The sequence below is a fragment of the Clostridium sp. Marseille-P7770 genome, assembly GCF_902143525.1.
Classification (GTDB): Bacteria; Bacillota; Clostridia; order Lachnospirales; family Lachnospiraceae; genus Pilosibacter.
Genome location: NZ_CABFVC010000001.1, coordinates 762198 through 784247, shown reverse-complemented (window position 1 = coordinate 784247; position 22050 = coordinate 762198). Strand labels below are relative to the sequence as shown.

Genomic DNA, 22050 nt, shown 5'->3' with positions numbered 1-22050 from the left:
ATGGGAAAGACTGTAATTGAGAAGATCGTTGAACATAACACCGGCAGGTCCGTAAAGCCGGGCGATATCGTGACCGTAAATGTTGACCGCGTCATGATCCACGACATTTTTATTCCGTTCGTGGCGGAGAAATTTAAAGAAATGGGCTTTGAAAAGCTGTGGGAGCCGGATAAGGTCGTTCTGATCTACGACCACCTTGTTCCGGCAAGCCAGCTTGACGATACAAGACATTTCCATGTCGGCGATGAGTTCGCCGCAAAATACGGCATGACCCACGTCCACAGAAGCGACGGAATCTGCCACCAGTTGATGACAGAAGCCGGATATGTAAAACCGGGCGATGTTGCCTTCGGTACAGACAGCCACACAACGACTTACGGCTGTGTCGGTGCGTTCTCTTCCGGTATCGGCTACACGGAGATGGCAAGTATCTTAGGCACCGGAACCATGTGGATCCGTGTGCCGGAGACTATCAAAGTCGTCATCAACGGAAAACTGCCGGAGAATGTTATGTCCAAGGACGTAATTCTCCGTCTCATCGGTGATCTCGGCGCGGACGGCGCTACTTATAAGGCTCTGGAGTTCTCCGGAAGCGCAGTGGAGAGCATGACAGTCGCAAGCCGTATGACGATCTCCAACATGGCCATTGAGGCCGGCGCAAAGTGCGCTCTGTTCACACCGGACGAGAAGACGGCGGAATACTGCAATGTTACCTTAAATAACTACCAGAAGAGTCTTTTCGGCGACGCAGACGCAAATTACTGCCGCGTGATGGAATACAACGCCGAGGACTTCGTTCCGGTTATGGCATGTCCGTCCCAGGTCGACAAGATCCGCAATGTCAGCGAACTTGAGGGCACAGAGATCGATCAGGTATTCATCGGTTCCTGCACAAACGGACGTCTTGAGGATCTGGCTGCGGCTGCGGAAGTCTTAAAAGGAAAGAAAGTCGCGAAATTTGTAAAGCTCATCGTGACTCCGGCAAGCCGCAAGATCTACAAACAGGCTGCTGATCTCGGCATTCTCGAAACGCTTGCCGAAGCGGGCGCTATGATCACCCACCCGGGCTGCGGCCTCTGCTGTGGGCGCGCAGGCGGTATCCTGACAGACGGCGAACGCGTTGTCGCTACCAACAACCGAAACTTCCTTGGACGTATGGGAACATCCAAAGTCCAGATCTATCTCGCCTCCCCGAGAACCGCTGCGGCATGTGCCGTGGCCGGTAAGATCGTTTGTCCGGAATAAGAAAAAACATGTCGGCGACTGTAAGCACAGCAAGCATCTGCCGATATCATCCCATTGAAATACAAAAATCCGGTAATCAGAATATCACGCAGCCATACATTGCGGTTATCCCTGATTACCGGATTTTTATTTTATCATTTTTATCACGCTTTCTCCAGCTTTCTGAGCGCTTTCCTGAACTGGATCGAGAACAAAATCGCCGTAAATGTCACTGCGATCGCATCCGCGATCGGCTCTGCCATGTAGACTCCCATGGTCTTGTTGCTGACAAACATCGGAACGATGAAGATCAACGGGAGCAGAAGCACGAATTTACGCACAACCGCCACGATGATCGAGCATACTGCATATCCGATGGCAACGAAGGTCATCTGGCAGGCGAGCTGGATTCCAAAGAGGAACATCGCGCCGCAGTAGATCCGGAGAGCACCTGCAGTGAAGGAAACGAGTTCTGGGTCGGAGCTGAAGATTCCCGCGAAGGTTGCCGGGAAAAGCTGGACAAAGAGCCAGAACAACGTGGAATAGATCAGGGAGATCACGAGATGGAGCTTGAATGTCTTCTTCATACGGTCGATATTTCTCGCTCCGTAGTTATAGCTCATGATCGGCTGTGCGCCCTGTCCGATTCCCTGAAGCGGCAGCATTGCAAACTGCATCGTACTTGTGAGGATCGTCATGGCACCGACCGCCAGATCTCCGCCGTACTTTAACAGGGAAGAGTTAAAGCATACCGAGATAACACTCTCACTGGACTGCATCACAAACGTGGAAAGTCCCAGCGCAAGACACGGAAAAACGATAGACGGAACCGGCTTTAAATACTCCTTTTTGATCCGTAAGAAGGTCTTCTTTCCGGTCAGGAACGCGAGAACCCAGCCGCAGGATACTGCCTGAGAGATGATCGTCGCGAGAGCCGCGCCCTTTACGCCCATGCCAAGCCCGAAGATAAAGATCGGGTCCAGAATAATATTGCAGACAGCGCCGATGGTAACCGTCAGCATACTGGTCTTTGAAAATCCCTGAGCCGTGATGAACATGTTCATGCCCAGCGTCATCTGGACAAAGATCGTTCCGACAGCGTAGATGCTCATATAATCAACGGCATAGTCGATGGTGTTCTCACTGGCACCGAAGGCCAGCAGCATGGAGCGGCCAAACAACAGTAAGACTGCTGTCAGGATCGCAGAAATGATGATCTGAATCGTAAAACAGCCGCTGAGAATCTTCTCCGCGGAATCCATATCATCTTTTCCCATAAAGATCGACGCTCTCGGCGCACCGCCGGAGCCGACGAGGGCCGCGAAGGCGGAGACCACCATAATGATCGGCAGGCAGACACCGACACCGGTCAGGGCGAGACTTCCGCTTCCCGGGATATGTCCAATGTAGATCCGGTCAACAATGTTGTACAGCATGTTGACGATCTGTGCGATGACAGATGGAACGGCAAGCTTGAAAAGAAGCTTTCCGATCGGCTCTGTCCCAAGAAATTCTTTACTGTTATTCATGCAGCTTTCCTTCTTTCCTGTAATCTGAGATGTTTGAATTGATCCGGTTCATAAGTTCGAACAGCATCCGGTGCTCTTCCGGGGAGAATCCGCGGCAGATGATCTCGGCGGCCCGTTTCTGGACATTTTTTCCGTCAGAGACCATCGGCGCAGCAGCGTCCGTGAGTTTCAGATGGATCGTCCTCCGGTCCGTCCCATGATATTCCCCTGTGAGCAGTCCGCGCTCTTCTAATGAGCGGACAGACATGGAGACATGGGACTTTGTGAATGCCCGCTTCCTGATAATCTGGGCGGCGGTGTCGCACTCCGGATTGTTGGCGAGAAACAGCAGAATATTGAATTCCATCTGGGTCATCCCATATTTTTTGCAGACCGGATCAATGAGCCCCGTATAGAAATCCCGGCTGTCCGCCATAAAATCAACAAATTTCATGTGTATCACCTCTGGTTCAAAAGTGAACTGTTCTATTTAGAACTATATTAGTATACAGGACTATTCTTAAAAAGTCAAGAGCGGCGGCAGCTCTAAGCCTATCCAGGTGCCATATCCAGACCTCATTTTTCACATGGTGTCCTTACCTGCACTACAGATTTTATAAAAAAAGAGGTGCCTTGGCTGCATATTCCCCAGGTCGACCGGAATTTGCACCTTGGCACATTCGCGCGGTCGCTTGCGACAATCTACATCTTCGCGCGAGTGTGCATCATTGGCACGTTAGTGCCTTTTGTGAGACAGGAAATTTCTCGGAATTTCCTATTACATCAAAAAAATCCGGCAGTCAAGTTGTCTTACAGAATCAAGAATCCCTGTAAAACAACCCAACTGCCGGATCTTTTCTATATATAGCTTTATATTCTAATTAAACTTCATCGAGATTCCCCGGCTCACCAGATCATGCCAGACGATCTCCCCTGTTTCCAGAGACTTTTTCACGTCGATGATTCTCTGGTTCTCTGAACCGCGGAATGCCAGTGCTACGCTGTAGAGCTCCTGAACAAACTCGCCGTCAACGAGGACATCGATCAGGCTTAACATCTCATCCGTACACTCACATCTCGCCCGGCTCTCACCGAGAAGCTCTTTATCAAAAAGATAACCGGTATAGCACCAGATATTTTTCTTCGGGAATCTCTCGCGCACTTTCTTTAAGAACGGAAGAAGTGCCCGCTGGTTCTCCGGCTCAAAGGGTTCTCCGCCAAGGAGCGATAATCCATCCACAAAATCCGGCTCCAATGCCTTTATAAGCATCTCTTCCGTCTCTTCCGTAAACGGCTTTCCATATCCGAAATCCCATGCCACATCATTAAAGCAGTTTTTACAGTGATGTGTACAGCCGGACACGAAGAGAGATACGCGGACTCCCTCACCGTTTGCGATATCACATGTTTTGATTTCTCCGTAATTCATTACAGGTGCAGTACCCTTTCCTTAATTTCCTGTGTTCTGCCCTGATTCCAGAACTGTGTTCCGATGTATCCGCAGGTACGTCTCGCAACGTTGAGCTTGCTCTGGTCACGGTTTCCGCAGTGCGGGCATTCCCATACGAGCTTTCCGTCATCCTCGATGATCCTGATCTCGCCGTCATAGCCGCATACCTGACAGTAATCGCTCTTCGTATTTAACTCCGCATACATGATATTGTCATAGATGTAGCGGATGACCTGAAGAACAGCCGGGATATTGTCCTGCATGTTCGGAACTTCCACGTAGCTGATCGCTCCACCCGGGGACAGCGCCTGGAATTCAGACTCTAATTTCAACTTGCTGAAGGCGTCGATCGGTTCCGTTACATGTACATGGTAGCTGTTTGTAATGTAGTTTCTGTCGGTTACGCCCTTTACGATGCCGAAACGTCTCTGAAGGCTCTTCGCGAAGGAGTAAGTCGTGGACTCCAGCGGGGTTCCGTAGATGCTGTAATCGATATTCTCCGCCTCTTTCCACTTCGCACAGTAGTCATTTAACTTCTGCATGATCTCAAGACCGAGTTTCTTTCCTTCCGGCTCGGTTAATTTCTTCTCAATTAAGCTGTATACACACTCCCAGAGACCTGCATAGCCCAGAGAAAGTGTGGAATATCCGTCATAGAGGAGTTTGTCGATGGTCTCGCCTTTCTTTAAGCGGGCAAGAGCGCCATACTGCCAGAGGATCGGAGCCGCATCGGATAAGGTTCCTTTTAATCTCTCATGGCGGCAGCGCATTGCGCGGTGGCAGAGCTCCATTCTCTCATCAAAAATCTCCCAGAACCTGTTCATGTCTTTTCTTGCGCTGAGTCCGATATCAACAAGGTTTACCGTTACAACGCCCTGATTGAAGCGGCCATAATACTTGCGCTCGCCTTCCCGGTAGTTTCCTGCATTCGCAAGGTTTCCTTTTACATAGGAACGGTCCGGGGTCAGGAAGGAACGGCAGCCCATACATGTATACACATCGCCCTTTAACTCGCGCATCTTCTTCGCGGAGATATAATCCGGAACCATGCGCTTTGCGGTACATTTTGCCGCAAGCTCCGTTAAATAGTAATACGGCGCATCCGGAGTGATATTGTCCTCATCGAGCACATAGATCAGCTTCGGGAATGCCGGTGTGATCCATACGCCGGCTTCATTTTTAACGCCGAGATATCTCTGTTTTAAGGTCTCCTCGATGATCATCGCCAGGTCTCTTTTCTCCTGCGGATTCTTTGCCTCGTCGAGGTACATATAAACGGTAACGAACGGTGCCTGTCCATTTGTGGTAAGGAGTGTTACGACCTGATACTGGATCGTCTGGATTCCCTTCGTGATCTCTCTGCGGAGACGCTCCTCCGTGAGCTTATCGATCTGATCCTCTGTCACTGCAATCCCAAGATCCTTCATCTCGCCGATCACTTCCTGACGGATCTTCACTCTCGATACCTGAACGAACGGAGCGAGGTGCGCAAGGCTGATGCTCTGTCCGCCGTACTGGTTGCTGGCAACCTGAGCGATGATCTGGGTCGCGATGTTGCAGGCTGTGGAGAAGCTGTGCGGGCGCTCGATCAGTGTCTCGCTGATCACGGTGCCGTTCTGCAGCATATCCTCCAGGTTTACAAGATCGCAGTTGTGCATATGCTGTGCAAAATAGTCGGAGTCGTGGAAGTGGATGATTCCCTGCTTATCCGCCTCAACGATATCCTCCGGAAGAAGAAGTCTTCTCGTGAGATCCTTGCTGACCTCTCCAGCCATATAGTCACGCTGCACGCTGTTGACCGTCGGATTCTTGTTGGAGTTCTCCTGCATAACCTCTTCGTTGTTGCACTCGATCAGGGACAGGATCCGGTTGTCCGTCGTATTTGCTTTCCGCACCAGAGAGCGGTCATAGCGGTAGCGCACATAATTTTTTGCGATCGCAAAAGCACCGATCGCCATCAACTGGTTCTCGACCATATCCTGGATCTCTTCTACAGACACAGCACGTCCCAGCTTATTGCACTTGTACTCTACATAATCTGCGATATCCGTAAGCTGTTCCGGTGCCAGATAGGCATTTTCTGTGGCGTTGCACGCCTTCTGGACCGCATTCACGATCTTGAGCGTGTCAAAACTTTCCTCCGCTCCGTTTCTTTTGATGATCTTCATCCCTTATTCCCCGTTTCATTTCATTGTGTTGGCAGAATTGTCCGCTTTACGCACAACTGCCGTTGCCTGTTTTTTCTTCTGTCTATTCTGCTAAAAAACACAGCTGACCTACAGGTCCGCGCATTTACCGGCCGGCCCCAGGCATGTACATTTCAGTTGCTGATAGTTTTCTTGGTTGTATATACAGTTTGTTTTTTCAGAATTATACAGAAATTTTATCTGATTTAGATATTTTATGATTGATCTGTCGGACCTGCCGCCACGGGTTTCCTAAGGCGGTCATGTCGTATTCCCGCCACGTTATTTTTAGTCACTCACGCGAGAACGATTCTATTATAACTGTATTGTTCCCGGATTGCAAGGAGTACTGCTATATAAATATGATATACCAAAACCATATATATGGTGAAAAATTCATGATTCAAAACTATATATTGTTGTTTTTTGAATACAATCTACAGGAAGAGTCCCCTCCGGGATCATCACGGAAAGGCCCTGAAAAGGCATATCCCGCGAGCCATTTTTCTGCCGTTCTAAGCGTCCAGAAAGCCCGCGGGACTGTTTTCTCTGTTCTTCTTACTTAAATATGTCTGCGCCACTCTTCAAGGCGGTAACGCTGTCTTTTCTTTGCGTCCTCCAGTTGTGCCAGCATTTTCGGAATATCTTCGTTAAAAGTTCCCGCAAGCACTACATAGTTGGACGCATGGTTTGTCCGGAAGATCGTTCCGGGAGAATCGATGTGCGTTAAAAACAGCTCCATTTCTTCCACGATCTCGTCCGGGGTGATAAGCTCCATCTCCCCGCGCTTTACTTCCTCGTTCATCTGAGTCCCCTCATAGAGGCGCAGTGTCAGGAATGAGGCGTACTCCGGATTCATCTGATTGATCAGCTCCGCCGACTTGATGGCATGTTCCCGGATCCCTTTTCTTCCGCCGAGGCCGGAGATCAGCGTCACAGAGGTCTTGATGCCGCAGCGCTTCAATTTCTGTCCCGCCGCCGCGATCTGGGCCGCCGTCACATCCTTATGGATATGCTCCAGAACACGGTCATCGCCGGATTCCGCTCCGATATAGACCATCTCGAGTCCTGCTGCCGCCAGGGCTTTTAAATCTTCCTCAGACTTTGCCAGAACATCCTTTGCAGTCCCGTAGGAGGTGATCCGCTCTACATACGGGAAATTTTTGTGGACATAGGCTAAAAGCTCTAAAAGAAGTTCTGTCTTTACCACCAGTGCATCACCGTCCGCAAAGAATACGCGGCTGACATACGGTCCGTAGTAATCACGGCATTCATCGAGATCTCTCATGATCTCCTCTTTTGTCCGCACTCGGAATTTTTTCACCCGGTACATATTGCAGAACGTGCACCGGTTATGGGCACAGCCCACGGTCACCTGGATAATTAAGCTTCTCGCCTCGCTCGGCGGGCGGTATACGGTTCCTTCATATTCCATATGATCACTTTCCTTTCCAATTAGAATGCTCCGAGTCTGTCCAGTCTGCTCAGAATATCTGCCCGTCTCTCATCAAACAGCAGATTCTTATTGTATTCAAAATATCGTTCACACTCATTTTCCTGTAAGAACCGCACTGCCGGGGCGCTGGAGTTGAGTTCCGTGATAAACACCACCATCTCCTGACTGCTGCCGAAAGTTCCTTCCATGAAGTCAAAGGCATACTCCAGTGCCTGTCCGGCATGAGCGCACAGATCCTCAAGCTCTGTCCGTTCTTCCACGAACAGCTCTCGAAACCGTCCGAAAATCTCGTCACCATCCGATAAAAGCTCCGCTTTCACAGTCTGGAGATATCGGTTCATATCCGCAGCGATATCGGCACAGCGATATTTTTCCTGTCTTGTGAGAAGACCGGCTTTCTGTTTCTGCTCAGCTGCCGCGGTGAAGGTCTCGATCTGGTGTGCGAAAATATCGACCGGCGTCTGAGTCTGCGGCACTGTATCTATCTTCTCCGCATCGTTTCCGGTATTCTGCATTTTGACCGGATCCTGGCTGATCTCTCTGGATGCTGCCATTTCTCCTGCCTCCGTTTTATCTTCCAAGCTTCTCTTGAATGCTTTCAGCTCCCCAAACAGCACTTCCAGATAATCCTCTTTCTGCGCATAAGCCTTAAATTCCACATCAAGCTTCGCCAAAATCAGGCTGATGATGGAAAGCTTCTCATCAAACGGCGCCTTCGCCGCCTGCTCCATCAGACGCTCGTTGCGCTTTCCTTCCAGAACTTCATCGATCTGGTATCTCGCCTGATACTTCTTATATAATTCCAGATAGTTCGCAAAATCTTTTGCGATCCGGGGATGCTCAATGTACTGCACTACAACTTCCCGGTCACAGGCAAGATCCACCTTCTCGCAGACTTTTAAAAATCCGGAGAGATCTTCCCACCCACGAGGTGTCGCAAAAATCTTGCCATCCACAGTTGTCTCCACCTGATAAAAGCACTGCGGTTTTGCGGTGAGGAATGACAGGATCGCCGGATGGATATCCGCCTGCTTCGCGTACTCTTTCCAGACCTCAAAATCCGCCTCCACATCGATCTTTTTGATACGGTCTAAGGTCGCGATATCAAATTCCCGCACCGACTTATTGTATTCCGGCGGATTTCCTGCTGCCACGATGATCCAGCCGTCCGGGATCTTGTGGTTTCCGAAAGTCTTATACTGCAAAAACTGCAGCATGGCCGGGGCCAATGTCTCCGAAACACAGTTGATCTCATCGATAAAAAGAAGTCCCTCCAGGAGCCCTGTGTCTTCGATTTTATTGTAGATCGCCGCGACGATCTCACTCATGGTATATTCCGTCACATGGACATTCTTCCCACTGTAAGTCTTCTCCGAGATAAACGGGAGACCGATGGCACTCTGTCTCGTGTGGTGTGTGATCGTGTAGGAGACGAGACCGATCCCGCACTCCCGCGCCACCTGCTCCATGATCTGGGTCTTTCCGATTCCTGGCGGACCGATGAGCAGCACCGGGCGCTGCCGCATGGACGGGATCTCGTATTCCCCGTGTTCGTTCTTCGTCAGATACACCTGTATCGTATTTTTAATTTCCTGTTTTGCACGCTTGATGTTCATATCTTTTTACTCCGGTATAATTTTTACAGTCCGTGAACCAGCCTGTCAAACCTTTTACTTTCCGTAACTGTTCAGTACCCCCACAGTTACGCGCAAAAATCCATTCCAAATCGGCTATGCCGATAGGATTTTTGCCTTCCATTCTAAGTTTTCTTACGGTCAGCGCAGTAAATGCGCAGACCTACTGAACAGTTACTATTTTCCATCTAATATTTTCCCCACGTCCTCCATCGACTCCGGGTCCAGAATCACTTTCATCGCCCAAGGCGGAACGTCCGCGTCAGTATAATTATCCCGCATAAATACGAAGGCCGTGTCATATGGCGGCATTTTCACCGGAAATGTCCCATATCCGTCCGTAAAATAGAGAAGTCCCCGCAGCCTGCTGAACTTTCCCGCCTTGATCATCTGGTCCACATGCAGGAATGCCGGGCGGAAATCCGTTCCTCCCATGCCACGAAGTTCCATGTGGTCCATATAATTCCGAAGATCCTCTTCTTTTTCGATCTTCACATCCTGCCGTACTTTATCGTCACACTGCAAAATGTGGATATTGACCTTCTTAAAGAAGCTCTCCGACTGAGCCAGCACCCCGTAGGTCTCTTCCAGGAATTTCTTCACCAGCTCCCCGGAACATGACATCGAAGTGTCGATAACGACCACAAAATCCTCGATCCGCCGGACTTCCTTCGTCTCAAGGGGCTCGATCAACGGCATATTTCCGTATAACTGCATGCCATAATTGTAGAATACATAGTCGAACGCATCCGGATCGATCTGGACTGTCTCCTTCAGCACCGAAAATTTCTGCAAAAATTTCCGGTAATCGTACCGCTCCCGGTTCTCCACCGCCAGCTGATCCATCAGCTCCCTGGAGTCATCCGCCGCCTCGTTGGAAAACGCCTCCATCTCCGCCTGCATCTTCTCCCGCTTGTCATCCCAATCGTTTTTTCGGTTCCGGTTGGGATTCGGAGATTTCTTCTCGTCCTCTTTCTCCCATCTGGAATGATCGTCCCGGCAGAATTCCCGGCAGAGCCGCTCATATTCGATCTCCGAAAGCTCCATCTCCTGCATAGTGTGATAGATGCTCTCCGCGTTCAGTACCTTGATCTTTTTCCTCAGACGTCCGTAAAATTCCGCCCGCACCGGGGACATCGGCAGATGGACGCACGGCTTGTGGATCCCGTCGATCAGGGACTCCACAGCGATATCGCATGCCAGATTCCAGTATTCCTCTGTCCGCTTTTTTCTCGACCATGGGTGGACAAAGAGACAGTGGAAAGTCTCGTGCAGGATCATGCGGTTTACATAAACAGGATTTCTCCGGTACCAGCCGCAGATGTATCCTGTCTCAAATGATAATAAGGTTCCGTCCGTTCCGATTCCCCTGATGCTGTTGTCCGCCACCGGGAACAGACCATTTAAGGCCACGTCGAGAAACCGCATGGAAAGATACAGCTCATTCCTCGCGTTCCGTATGATCTCAACGCCGATCGCCGCCAGTTCTTCCAGCGCGCCCTGCTCTCTCAGGATCGGCGACCATGCCGCATCTTCTCTCATGACGATTTCTGACCTCCTCACAAATCAAAATCAAACTTTTTCTTCTTTACGCCAAACTTCTTCCTCTGGATCTCCATAAACATCCCCAAAAGCTCCGGCAGATGCTTTTTCGAGATCTCCGTGATCAGCCCCGACATCTTATCCGCCGTCAGCGGATTCTTTTCCAGTGTTAAATACTGTCCCGCAATCCATTTTATGGTCTCCGGGTCCTCAAGGCTACCGAGAAGTACCTCATAAAGATTCTCCATAAGAAACTTTTCATATTCCTTTTTCGCGCCCTCCCACAGTCCTTTCGGATACTGCAGCCGGGTCACCGCGATCTTCGATGCCATGAGAACCGATTCCTCTGCTTTTTCATACACAAACATTTTATCATACCTGTCAAATCGGAATTTTCGTCCCTCAAAACAGTAGCGATACTTCTGCCCTGCACCGTGGATATTGGATACCGTGATCCTGGCGGGCGTATTTTCCACCGCCTCGTCGTAGTATTCCGGGAAGATCACACGCGCAGTCTCTGTCTCCCCGTTCTCTTCCTCAAAAGTACTTGAAGCCAGCGATGTTCGTGCAGAGTCCGTGTCTCTCTCGTCCTGCATTCGATTTTGTCCGTCCTGTATAAATACATGCACTGTGACTCTCTCATTGATCTCCGTCACAAAATCCCTGAGTGCCGACTCTTCATCCACCCCCATATGCACAGTCAGACTCCTAATATTCCGGCAGCCCGTAAACACACCGCCGCCGACTTCCCGGAGTGCCCCGTAAAAATGGATCTCCTGAAGCTTCTCACATCCATAAAATTCATATCTTCCGATCCGGGTGAGTGTCCGCGGTAGATAGACTTTCTCCACCGTGCTCCCCGAAAATACCTTGTCTGCCAGCTCTGTCACCGGAAGTCCGCCCAGACTTTCCGGTACCACGCAGACGGCGCCTGGTGCCAAAAGCTTTGTCACACAAGCGCCCCCATTTTTCTCTTTAAATTCAAATTCAACATCCATATTCCAATTACACTTATTATAATTGTTCAGCAGACCAGCGCAATAAGTTCACAGACCTGCCGAACAGTTATGCTTATTCTTCAATCAGTTTATTTAACTTTCTCATCGCACTGAACCGGTAATAATATACCAGGAATGCCAGCGAAGTGATACTCCAGCTTAGCGGATAGCTCGTCAGCGTCGTGTACAGTCCCGGATGGACTGCGCCTGCGCCGAATACCCAGATCACACGCAGTATACATGTACCGACACAGATGATCAGCATCGGGATCAGGGCATCGCCCACACCGCGCAGAGTACACGGATATACGTTGACGCAGATATAGCAGAACCAGAACGGTACCAGGAAGCAAAGGATGTTCATGCTCTCAGCCATAACATCCACATCGTTCGTAAAGAGACTGATCAGAACCGGTCCCGCCGTAAACATAAACAGACCGAGTGCCGCCGTGATGATCGTCGACATGAGAAGTCCCACGTAGGTTCCCTTCTTTAAACGTCTGATCTTGCCCGCACCGAAGTTCTGACCCGCAAAGGTCGTCACGGAGATTCCCATGGCATCCATAGTCATCCAGAAAATACCGTCGATCTTTCCGTAAACCGCCCAGGACGCGATCGTATTCGTTCCGTATCCATTGATGTTTGCCTGAATCAGGATATTGGAGATTGAGTACATCATAGACTGGAGTCCCGCCGGAAGACCGATCTTTATGATCCTCTTTAATAATACCGGCTCCACACGGAGTTCCTTCGGGATAAAACGGTAAGATTCTTTTGTCCGGATCAGCGTTATCATAACGAGTACTGCCGATAAAAGCTGGGACATGATCGTCGCAAGCGCCGCCCCGGCAACTTCCATATGAAAACAGACCACAAACAGGAGATCCAGAGCAATATTGGTCAGGCAGCTCGCCACAAGGAAATACAGCGGTCTCTTAGAATCTCCCACAGCTCGCAGGATCGCAGCGCCCATGTTATAGACCAGATTTCCTATGATACCCAGAAAATAGATCCTGAGATATGTCACAGAATATCCAAGGATCTCTTCGGGAGCACCCATAGCCCGGATTGCAGCCGGAGTGAAGATCTCACCGATCACTAAGAGTGCCACACCGCCGGCCAGCGCCAGGCAGAACGATGTGTGAACCGATTTCTGCACCTGCTGGTCTTCCTTTGCCCCATAGAACTGGGATACGACAACGGCCGCGCCGGAGGACATTCCGACGAAGAAACCAACTAACAGGTTGATCAACGTTCCTGTCGTACCCCCTACCGCGGAAAGTGCTTCTTTTCCAACGAATTTTCCAACGATCATGGCATCTGCCGTGTTGTAAAGCTGCTGGAAAAATGTCCCAAATAGGATCGGAAAGAAAAAGAGCAGAAGCTGCTGCCAGATCACACCGTCCGTGATCCCGTTGTAACCTGCCGGATGATTCTTCTTAAGTGTCATATCTTCACCCTCTACAAAATCCGCCATGCATGGATCCCGTTTGCGGTCTTTTCTGAATGCATGGCAATTGATACTTCCGCCCTGTATCTGTCGGCTGCGGACACAGGGCGGAGGTATGATTGATCAAAGGCCGGCTCTTTCGCCGCCTTTAAAGGTTCTTTTTATGATTACAGGAGATTCTTTCTGAGTTCCTCGCCGCTCTTTGCGGAAAGGTATGCCGGCGGAATGTCAAGAATGGTCTTGCATCCGCTCATTCCCTCCTGTTTCATGCGGAATGCGGCGCGGGCACAGCAAACGATCACGGATGAAGTGAACTCCGGGTTGGAATCCAGTTTCAGACGATACTCAATCACATGTGTATTCTCCTGATTCCATCCGGTCTTTCCGTTTCTGATCACGAAACCGCCGTGCGGAAGTGTAGAGTGGTCACGCTTCATCTCTTCCTCGCTGATGAAATGAACCGTTGTGTCATAGTCGGAGAAGTAGTTCGGCATCGTTACGATCTCTTTTTCGATGCGTGCAAGATCAGCACCCTCTTCAGCAACAACATAGCACTCTCTTGTGTGTTTCTCTCTCGTTGTGAGCTCCGGAGTCTCGCCGTTTCTGATTCTCTCCAGTACACTCTCAACCGGAACTGTATACTGTCTTGCGTCCTTCACGCCATCAATGCGGCGGATCGCGTCGGAATGCCCCTGGCTTACACCTTTGCCCCAGAATGTATAGTCTTTACCATCCGGGAGAATTGCATTTGCGTATACACGATTTAAGGAGAACATACCCGGATCCCAGCCTGCGGAGATCACTGCTACATTTCCTGCTTCCTTTGCCGCTGCATCGACAGCTGCAAAATGCTCCGGAATTCTCGCGTGTGTGTCAAAGCTGTCCACTACGGTGAAATATTTCGCATACTCCGGTGTCTGCACCGGAAGATCTGTCGCACTTCCGCCGCAAAGGATCAGGACATCGATCTTATCTGTCATATGTTTCGCTTCGTCCGCATGGTAAACCTTTGCGCTTTCGGTCAGGATCCTGACATTTTTCGGATCTCTTCTTGTAAATACTGCCGCAAGCTCCATATCCGGATTCTGTTTGATGGCGCACTCAACGCCGCGTCCAAGATTTCCATAACCCATAATTCCGATTCTGATCGTCATATTGTTCTCCTCTTCTTTCTTCATTTAATGTCGCTATCTCCATTTTACCAATAGGCCGTTATAGTGTCAATTGAAATAAGTTTAACGAATTTGTCTCCTGTTTCTTCCAGATACACCTGCAAAACCTGCCACCGGAAGGTTCTTCTGGGAACGCGGCAATGAAAAAAGAAACAACGGAATCCGAAATCCTTTTTCTCAAAGATCCCTGAGTCCGTTGTTTACATATTTTGTAACTATTCAGTACCTTCATAGTTACACGCAAAAATCCATTCCAGATCAGCTTCGCTGATGGGATTTTTGCCCTCCAGCCTATGTTTTCTTACGGTCAGCGCAGCAAGTGCGCAGACCTACTGAACAGTTACCATATTTTTTAATATATTAATGTTTTTCCCTTTTCATAAGCACAAACGCAACGCCCGCCGTGATGAACTCTGATACAGTCACCGTAAGCCAGATTCCGTCTACACCAAAGAGTGCCGGGAGAAGGAACACGAACACGCTGTTTAAGATCACGCCGCGAAGCAGTGTGATCGTTAAAGAGAGCCGCGGTCTCACAGTAGACTGGAAATACATTCCGCTGATGATGTTCCACTCGCTGACTAAGAAGCAGAGGAAATACAGCCGGATCGCCGGAACCGCCATTGTGAGGATCTCCGGTGTCGGGTCCAGAAACAGATAGGACAACTGTACCGGAATCAGCATGCCGATCGCAGTGAATATGAAGCCTGCGGCAAATCCGGTCCGAACCCCCAGCTTTCTCGCCTCGCCGACTCTCTTCAGATTTCCCGCGCCAAAGTTCGCGGAGAGCAGCGGCTGTACTGCCTGAGCGATACCGTTGGAAATGGACGATGCCACAAGCGCAGTGTTCGTGATGATTCCATAGACCGTAATCCCCATCTCTCCCACATAAGCGAGAAGCTGGCGGTTAAACAGCAGCATCACGAAGCCGTTGGAAATCTCCAGAATAAAGCTTGCGAGCCCATTTCCGAGCACCTCCGGCACCCGTCTCCACACATCGCTAAACTCCAGCTGCAGGTGGTTATCTTTCGAGAAAAAATGACTTGCGAGGATCAGCACCGTGAGTGTAGTTCCGGTGGCCGTCGCCAGCGCCGCACCTCCCATGCCCCATTTCATGATAAAAATGTATACATAATCCAGGATCACGTTGGTGACACCTCCGCTGATCACGCCCGCCATGGCAAGCTTCGGCGCACCGTCATTTCGGACAAATGCCTGAAGGAATGAAGACAGGGCAAACATGGGGGCCGCTGTTGTGAGCACAGTTCCGTAAGGCACGGTGTATTCATTTAAGAGTGGGGTATTTCCCATAAAGGTAATCAGAGGGTTGAAAAAGATTCTTCCCAATATCAGAAAAACTGCTGCCAGAGCAAGCACCACACAGAGCGCCGCTGTAAAATAGCTTCTGGCGCGTTTTTCATCGCCGCGTCCTCTGGAAAACCCAAAGAGAACGCTGCCGCCGACTCCACACATCATTCCGATCCCGAAATATGTGTTGTAGAGCGGCAGTAAAATATTCATCGCCGCAATACCGGAACCACCGACTCCGCGTCCGATCATCATCGTGTCCGCCAGAATATAAATGGAGGTCACGAGTGTTGCGCTGATGGATGGCATCAGGTAACTGAAAAACACCTGGCGGACCGGGGATTCCAGCATGTTGATCTGTTTCATAAGTGTTGCTCCTCAATATTCTTCAAAATGTATTTCGATATACCTTGTTCTTCTTTCTAACAGCAATATTTCAGCAGCTCTTTTTGCAAAGCTGCTGATTTCTTAGTCTGCGATATTAAAATTCGTCCTTGCATATCCTGCCAGCGTGTCTGCCATCTTTTTTCCATACTCTGCGACAAAATCATCAAGGACTCTTTCAGCGATCCGTGTCCCCTCTTCCCCGAAGATTGCTTCACAAACTTCCCGGTATGCCCAGTAGGAGTGAGCGCAATGGTACTCGAAAGATCTGAGGCCTGCCGGATTTTTTGCCATATTGGACTCCGGCGTCAGACCGGCGTTCCGGATCGTCTGTATACAATAATCATGGTCATGGAGTGTCTGAGAGACCTCATAGCGAATCTCCGGGTTGAAACCTCGGGAAATGGACGCATCCAGGTCCTTACAATAGAGAAGCCCCGCTTCCGGGAGTCCCATATTCTTAAACTGGGTGTGCCACGGACAGACATGGATGTGGATCTGAAAGTCCGGGCTTAAGCTTGTCGTCTCGGACTGGTTTCCGAGTCCCTGTGCTTTCACCTCTTCCGTGTTGACCCACTCACCGTACTGGCAGTATGTCTCATAAGTCAGAGGTTTTCCGTCCCGGATCGCCCGCTGTGCCATCCGGCGTCCACGCTGTTCGCCGTAATATCGGGTGGCATGCAAAAATGCCGCCTCGCCGCGGTCACCGAAGATTTCCTTCAGGTAAACATAATATTTTGCCGCGATAAACGCGTGTGACAGTTCTGTAAATCCCATAATGCTTCCTCCCGTCCTATATTCTATTCTTCTGCTTCTCCATAGCGCTCTGGCTTGTATACAAAGTCCATGCTGCGGACAGACTCTTTTTTCTGCATGACCAGATATCCGCGTGCTTCTTATTTCATCTCTCCAAGAATATCCGACAACTGTGCGAACTGTGCCAGACTCAGTGCCTCGCCGCGGATCGTCGGAGTGAGTCCCATCTCTGCGATGGCAGTCGCGATCTGTTCCTTTGTGTATGGGAGTTCGGACGCGTTTCCGAGACCGTTCTGCAGTGTTTTTCTTCTCTGGTTGAAGGACGCGCGGATGATCTTGAACATCAGGGCGGAGTCTTTTACCTGCACCGGCATCTCTTTATGTCTCGTGAGACGGATCACAGCGGATCCCACATTCGGGCGTGGGATAAAGCAGTTCGGCGGCACATTCGCCACGATCTCAGGCTCCGCGTAGTACTGGACTGCCAGAGACAGGGCACCGTAATCCTTGGACCCCGGACCTTCCTTCATGCGGTCCGCCACTTCCTTCTGGACCATGACGGTAATATTGTCGATCGGCACGCCACTCTCAAAGAGCCCCATGATGATCGGAGTCGTGATATAGTACGGCAGGTTCGCAACGACCTTGATCGGCTTTCCGCCGTTGTATTCCTCTGCCAGTGCCTTTATATCGACTCTTAAGATATCCTCGTTGATGACGGTCACATTGTTGTAATCCGCCAGTGTCTCCTTTAAAATCGGGATCAGGTTCCGGTCGATCTCGACCGCAACAACATGTCCGGCATTTTCTGCCAGATACTGGGTCATGGTTCCGATTCCCGGTCCGATCTCAAGAACGCAGTCATCCTTTGTGATCCCGGCTGCAGAGATGATCTTCTCCAGTACATGGGTATCGATCAAAAAGTTCTGGCCGAACTTTTTCTGAAACATGAATTCATACTTCTGTATGATCTCTATGGTGTTCTTTGGGTTTCCCAGATTTGCCATTTATTTCTCTCTTTCTATTTTGGACTGCGCTTTTGCGCAGGTACTTTTGTTGCATGAGCTGCATCTTGTATACAAAATCCGGTAAATGCGTTCCGCTGCTGCGGTACTATTGTCCCGAAAATTCTACTCCGTGATCCGGTACATCTCCCTCGCGTTTTTCGCTGTCTCCCGGATAATTTCCTCCGCGGAAACGCCCTTGATTTCTGCCAGCTTTTCCACCACATAGGGAAGATTTCCGGAGAAATTTCGTTTTCCCCGGTTCGGCACCGGAGCCAGATACGGACAGTCTGTTTCCAGAACGATCCGGTCCAGCGGCGCATATTCTGCCACCTCGATCAGTTTTTTCGCGTTTTTAAAGGTCAGGACTCCGCCGATCCCGAGATAATATCCCATATTCAGATATTCCCTCGCCATCTCCACTCCATAGGAGAAGCAATGGATCACGCCGCCGGTGGAACCGTTGTGTTCTGCCTTCATGATATCCAGCGTGTCCTTCGCCGCGTCCCGGCTGTGGATGATCACCGGGAGTCCCGTCTTCTTTGTCACTTCAAGCTGTGCCGAAAACCAGTGTTTCTGGATCTCCCTCTCCGGCTCGTCCCAGTAATAGTCAAGACCGATCTCACCGATCGCCACAACCTTCGGATTTTCTGCCAGGGATTCCAGCCACTTCATATCCGCGTCCGTAAGCTCCGCCGTCTCGTTCGGATGCACGCCCACTGCCGCATACATGAAGGAATGCGCCTCAGCCAGCGCCAGAGTTGTTTTTGTCGATGCAATGCTCGCGCCGACATTCACAACGGTTCCGACTCCCTGATCTTTCAGTCCCGCGAGGACCTCCTCCCGGTCCGCGTCAAATGCCTCATCGTCGTAATGGGCATGTGTGTCAAAAATATAGTCCATTCTTTCTGTCCTCAAGTCATATGTCGTTTTCTTTTTCATCCGGAGCCGGCATCTGTAAGACTTTTTTGCACCATCTCATTTTCTACAGTCCCACAGCCAGCTTGATTCCCCGGATCACCAGCAGATGCAGCGGATAAAACAGATAGAAAATCCTTCCGTTCCCACCGCCTTTCTCTCCATTGTAACGGTTTATCAGGAAAATTGCAACGCAAGCCGCAACGCCATAGAAATCCATATACATACAAAATAAAAACACAGCGCAGACAGCCGTGCGAAGCTGTGGTTCCGTGCGCAGTGTATACAATATAACGATCAGCAGCACGCCCATAAAGCCATAATCTGTCTTCAGACAATAAGCCGCCAATGCGAAAGGAATCGCCGCCAGACCCCGGATATACCGTTCATATTCCAACGGAAATCTCCTCTGATCTACCGCCTTCCTGCCGCCATCTCCTGTTTTTTCCCGGTTTCCGTAAGATCCTCCCGGTCCGATCCCGCAGATCAGATCTCCAGCCCAGACTGCCAGAAGTCCCAAAAGTAATGTGAACACCGTATTCTGGTCTGCCGGAAAAAGCCATGTTCCCCCCGCCACAAGATCAAAGGGGATCTCCGAAATAACCGCCAGCAAAAGCAATCTCAGCGCATACCGTCTCCGGTCTCTCGTATGCGCCGCCCCCTCTGCGATCATAAACGCAAAGAGAGGAAAAGCCACACGCCCCACAAGGCGCATGGCTGTCCCACAGAGACTCCAGGCAGCGCCCGAAGCCAGTTCTGACTGTTCAATAAGCCCAACGGCAGCATGGTCGATAACCATGCTGACCAGGGCAATGTTTTTTAGCTGTTCCGCCGAAAAGCGCACTTTCACTTAGCAGACCTCAGAACCGGACTTGATATCCTTTGCCGGTGTCATTAATGCGAGGTTGCCCTCATGATCCTCCGCGCAGAGGATCATGCCTTCCGATAACATACCTGCGAGCTTCGCCGGTTTTAAGTTCGTAACGACCATAACCTTTCTGCCGACCATATCTTCCGGTTTATACCATGCCTTGATTCCGCTTAAAATCTGTCTTGTCTCAGAACCGATCTTAACCTGGGAGCAGAGTAATTTTTTGGACTTCGGAACCTCTTCACACTTCACGATCTCACCGATCTGGAACTGAAGCTTTGCGAAATCATCATATGTGATCTCCGGCTTCTTCTCAACGTCCATGCCCGGTTTTTCTTCTTCCTTCTTCTCTTCCTGATTCTCCGTTGCGGCTGCTGCCTTCATGGCCTCAACCTTCTCCATAACGTCCTTGATATCCATACGGGCAAACAGGATCTCCGGCTTCTCTGTAACCTTGTTTCCGTTCGGGTACAAACCGAAGGTATTCATGTCCTCGAGGGATCTCTTCTCTGTGTTTAACTGAGCGAGAATCTTCTCGGAAGTTTCCGGCATGAAGGAATACAGCAGGGACGCACCGATGGTGATCGCCTCTGTGAGATTGTAAAGAACGGTTGCAAGACGTTCCTTCTTTGCCTCGTCCTTTGCGAGTGTCCACGGAGTTGTCTCATCGATGTACTTGTTGCTGCGGCGGAAGATATTGAAGATCTCTGTGATCGCGTCTGCGACACGGAGCTTGTTCATCTTCTCGTCTACCTTCTTGACCGTCTCAAGAACGGTTGCCTTTAACTCTTCATCCACTGGCTCTGCAACGCCCTTGTTTTCGACAATTCCGCCGAAATATTTATTTGTCATGGAAACAGTACGATTTACAAGGTTTCCGAGAATATTGGCAAGGTCAGAGTTCATGCGCTCAACCATAAGATCCCAGGAGATCACGCCATCGTTCTCGAACGGCATCTCATGAAGAACAAAGTAACGGACTGCGTCGACACCGAAGAAATCAACGAGCGTATCTGCATAGAGTACGTTTCCTTTTGACTTACTCATCTTGCCATCGCCCTGTAACAGCCACGGATGTCCGAATACCTGTTTCGGAAGCGGAAGGCCGAGAGCCATTAAGAAGATCGGCCAGTAAATGGTATGGAAGCGGATAATATCTTTACCGATCAGGTGAAGGTCTGCCGGCCAGTATTTCTTAAACTTCTCGTCGCTGTTTCCGTCACAGTCATATCCGATTCCCGTGATATAGTTGGTCAGCGCGTCAAGCCATACATAGGTAACGTGCTTCGGATCAAAAGTGACCGGAATTCCCCACTTGAAGGAGGTTCTGGATACACAGAGATCCTGAAGTCCCGGAAGCAGGAAGTTATTCATCATCTCGTTCTTTCTGGATACCGGCTGGATAAACTCCGGATGCTCGTTGATGTATTCGATCAGCTTCGGAGCATATTTACTCATACGGAAGAAGTATGCCTCTTCCTTTGCCGGCTGTACCGGGCGTCCGCAGTCCGGGCATTTTCCGTCAACGACCTGGGACGGAGTCCAGAAGGACTCACACGGTGTGCAGTAAAGTCCCTCATAATGTCCTTTGTAGATATCGCCCTGATCATATAATTTCTTGAAGATCTTCTGAACCTGTTTCTCATGGTAATCATCTGTAGTACGGATGAACTTATCATAGGAAGTGTTCATGAGATCCCAGATCTCCTTGATCTGTCCTGCGACGCCATCAACAAACTCCTTCGGAGTCACGCCTGCGTCCGCAGCCTTTAACTCGATCTTCTGGCCGTGCTCGTCGGTTCCTGTCTGGAAGTAAACGTCATAGCCCTGTTCTCTCTTGTAGCGCGCGATCGCGTCTGCAAGTACGATCTCGTAGGTATTTCCGATATGCGGTTTGCCGGATGTATAGGCGATCGCTGTGGAAATGTAATATGGTTTCTTACAGTTTGTACACATGGTTTGATTCCTCCTGTTTTTTATCTCTTTTTACGGCTCTTCTCCTGCCGGTTATCTGCTCACAAAATACAGCTTTTTCTGTATCTTTCAGGCATAAATGGCACACAAGACGTTTTCTGCGCTGGGGACTTTTTCTGCCGCGTTATGTGCCGCAATGCATAAAAAAAGCCCGTCTTTATTATTAAAGACGAGTCCCCCCGTGTTACCACTTTAAATTCGGCGATGCCTCACGG

17 protein-coding genes and 1 other annotated feature (1 of these 18 cut by a window edge) are annotated in these 22050 nt (G+C 50.0%); of the genes, 1 reads left to right on the top strand and 16 read right to left on the bottom strand.

The window, feature by feature from the left end; translation table 11 throughout:
* Nucleotides 1-1245 (top strand): 3-isopropylmalate dehydratase large subunit, encoded by a 1245-nt coding sequence (locus FN001_RS03595; protein WP_142410822.1) that lies wholly within the window; start codon nt 1-3, stop codon nt 1243-1245.
* A 143-nt stretch (nt 1246-1388) separates the two neighbouring features.
* On the opposite strand, the gene FN001_RS03590 is transcribed toward FN001_RS03595, so the two are convergent.
* The 16 genes from FN001_RS03590 to metG all read right to left on the bottom strand — a co-directional run bounded on the left by FN001_RS03590 (nt 1389) and on the right by metG (nt 21817).
* On the bottom strand, nt 1389-2753 hold the full coding sequence (locus FN001_RS03590) for an MATE family efflux transporter (RefSeq protein ID WP_142410821.1): 1365 nt from the start codon (nt 2751-2753) through the stop codon (nt 1389-1391).
* The gene (locus FN001_RS03585; RefSeq protein ID WP_142410820.1) at nt 2746-3186 is read right to left on the bottom strand and encodes a MarR family winged helix-turn-helix transcriptional regulator; all 441 of its coding nucleotides are present in this window, start codon (nt 3184-3186) and stop codon (nt 2746-2748) included. Before FN001_RS03585 ends, FN001_RS03590 begins: the two co-directional genes overlap by 8 nt.
* A gap of 423 nt (nt 3187-3609) precedes the next feature.
* Nucleotides 3610-4161, bottom strand: a complete 552-nt coding sequence (gene nrdG / locus FN001_RS03580) for an anaerobic ribonucleoside-triphosphate reductase activating protein (RefSeq protein ID WP_142410819.1) — start codon at nt 4159-4161, stop codon at nt 3610-3612.
* Nucleotides 4161-6350, bottom strand: a complete 2190-nt coding sequence (nrdD, locus tag FN001_RS03575) for an anaerobic ribonucleoside-triphosphate reductase (RefSeq protein WP_142410818.1) — start codon at nt 6348-6350, stop codon at nt 4161-4163. Before nrdD ends, nrdG begins: the two co-directional genes overlap by 1 nt.
* Nucleotides 6351-6930: 580 nt before the next feature.
* On the bottom strand, nt 6931-7803 hold the full coding sequence (locus tag FN001_RS03570) for a B12-binding domain-containing radical SAM protein (RefSeq protein WP_142410817.1): 873 nt from the start codon (nt 7801-7803) through the stop codon (nt 6931-6933).
* A 20-nt stretch (nt 7804-7823) separates the two neighbouring features.
* Complete coding sequence (locus tag FN001_RS03565; protein WP_142410816.1) at nt 7824-9440, bottom strand: ATP-binding protein; 1617 nt, start codon at nt 9438-9440, stop codon at nt 7824-7826.
* A 195-nt stretch (nt 9441-9635) separates the two neighbouring features.
* Complete coding sequence (locus FN001_RS03560; protein WP_142410815.1) at nt 9636-11000, bottom strand: vWA domain-containing protein; 1365 nt, start codon at nt 10998-11000, stop codon at nt 9636-9638.
* A gap of 17 nt (nt 11001-11017) precedes the next feature.
* Nucleotides 11018-11953: a leucine-rich repeat protein gene (locus tag FN001_RS03555; protein WP_185911829.1), complete on the bottom strand. Its 936-nt coding sequence runs from the start codon at nt 11951-11953 to the stop codon at nt 11018-11020.
* A gap of 118 nt (nt 11954-12071) precedes the next feature.
* Nucleotides 12072-13448 carry an MATE family efflux transporter gene (locus FN001_RS03550; RefSeq protein ID WP_117566695.1) on the bottom strand — a complete coding sequence of 459 codons (1377 nt, stop codon included), beginning with the start codon at nt 13446-13448 and terminating at the stop codon, nt 12072-12074.
* 167 nt (nt 13449-13615) lie between these two features.
* A complete protein-coding gene (locus FN001_RS03545) occupies nt 13616-14602 on the bottom strand; it encodes a diaminopimelate dehydrogenase (RefSeq protein WP_118532211.1) in 987 nt (328 codons plus the stop codon).
* A gap of 378 nt (nt 14603-14980) precedes the next feature.
* Nucleotides 14981-16294, bottom strand: a complete 1314-nt coding sequence (locus FN001_RS03540; RefSeq protein ID WP_142410813.1) for an MATE family efflux transporter — start codon at nt 16292-16294, stop codon at nt 14981-14983.
* Nucleotides 16295-16396: 102 nt separating this feature from the next.
* Nucleotides 16397-17089: an L-2-amino-thiazoline-4-carboxylic acid hydrolase gene (locus FN001_RS03535; RefSeq protein WP_142410812.1), complete on the bottom strand. Its 693-nt coding sequence runs from the start codon at nt 17087-17089 to the stop codon at nt 16397-16399.
* 119 nt (nt 17090-17208) lie between these two features.
* Nucleotides 17209-18075: a 16S rRNA (adenine(1518)-N(6)/adenine(1519)-N(6))-dimethyltransferase RsmA gene (rsmA, locus tag FN001_RS03530; RefSeq protein ID WP_142410811.1), complete on the bottom strand. Its 867-nt coding sequence runs from the start codon at nt 18073-18075 to the stop codon at nt 17209-17211.
* A 123-nt stretch (nt 18076-18198) separates the two neighbouring features.
* Entirely contained in the window at nt 18199-18975 is a 777-nt protein-coding gene (locus tag FN001_RS03525; RefSeq protein WP_243121922.1) for a TatD family hydrolase, read from the bottom strand.
* Between the two features lie 82 nt (nt 18976-19057).
* Nucleotides 19058-19840, bottom strand: a complete 783-nt coding sequence (locus FN001_RS03520) for a TraX family protein (protein WP_142410809.1) — start codon at nt 19838-19840, stop codon at nt 19058-19060.
* Nucleotides 19841-21817: a methionine--tRNA ligase gene (gene metG / locus FN001_RS03515; protein ID WP_142410808.1), complete on the bottom strand. Its 1977-nt coding sequence runs from the start codon at nt 21815-21817 to the stop codon at nt 19841-19843. It lies immediately after the preceding gene.
* Nucleotides 21818-21997: 180 nt separating this feature from the next.
* Nucleotides 21998-22050: a binding site (T-box leader), on the bottom strand; it runs 191 nt beyond the window's last position.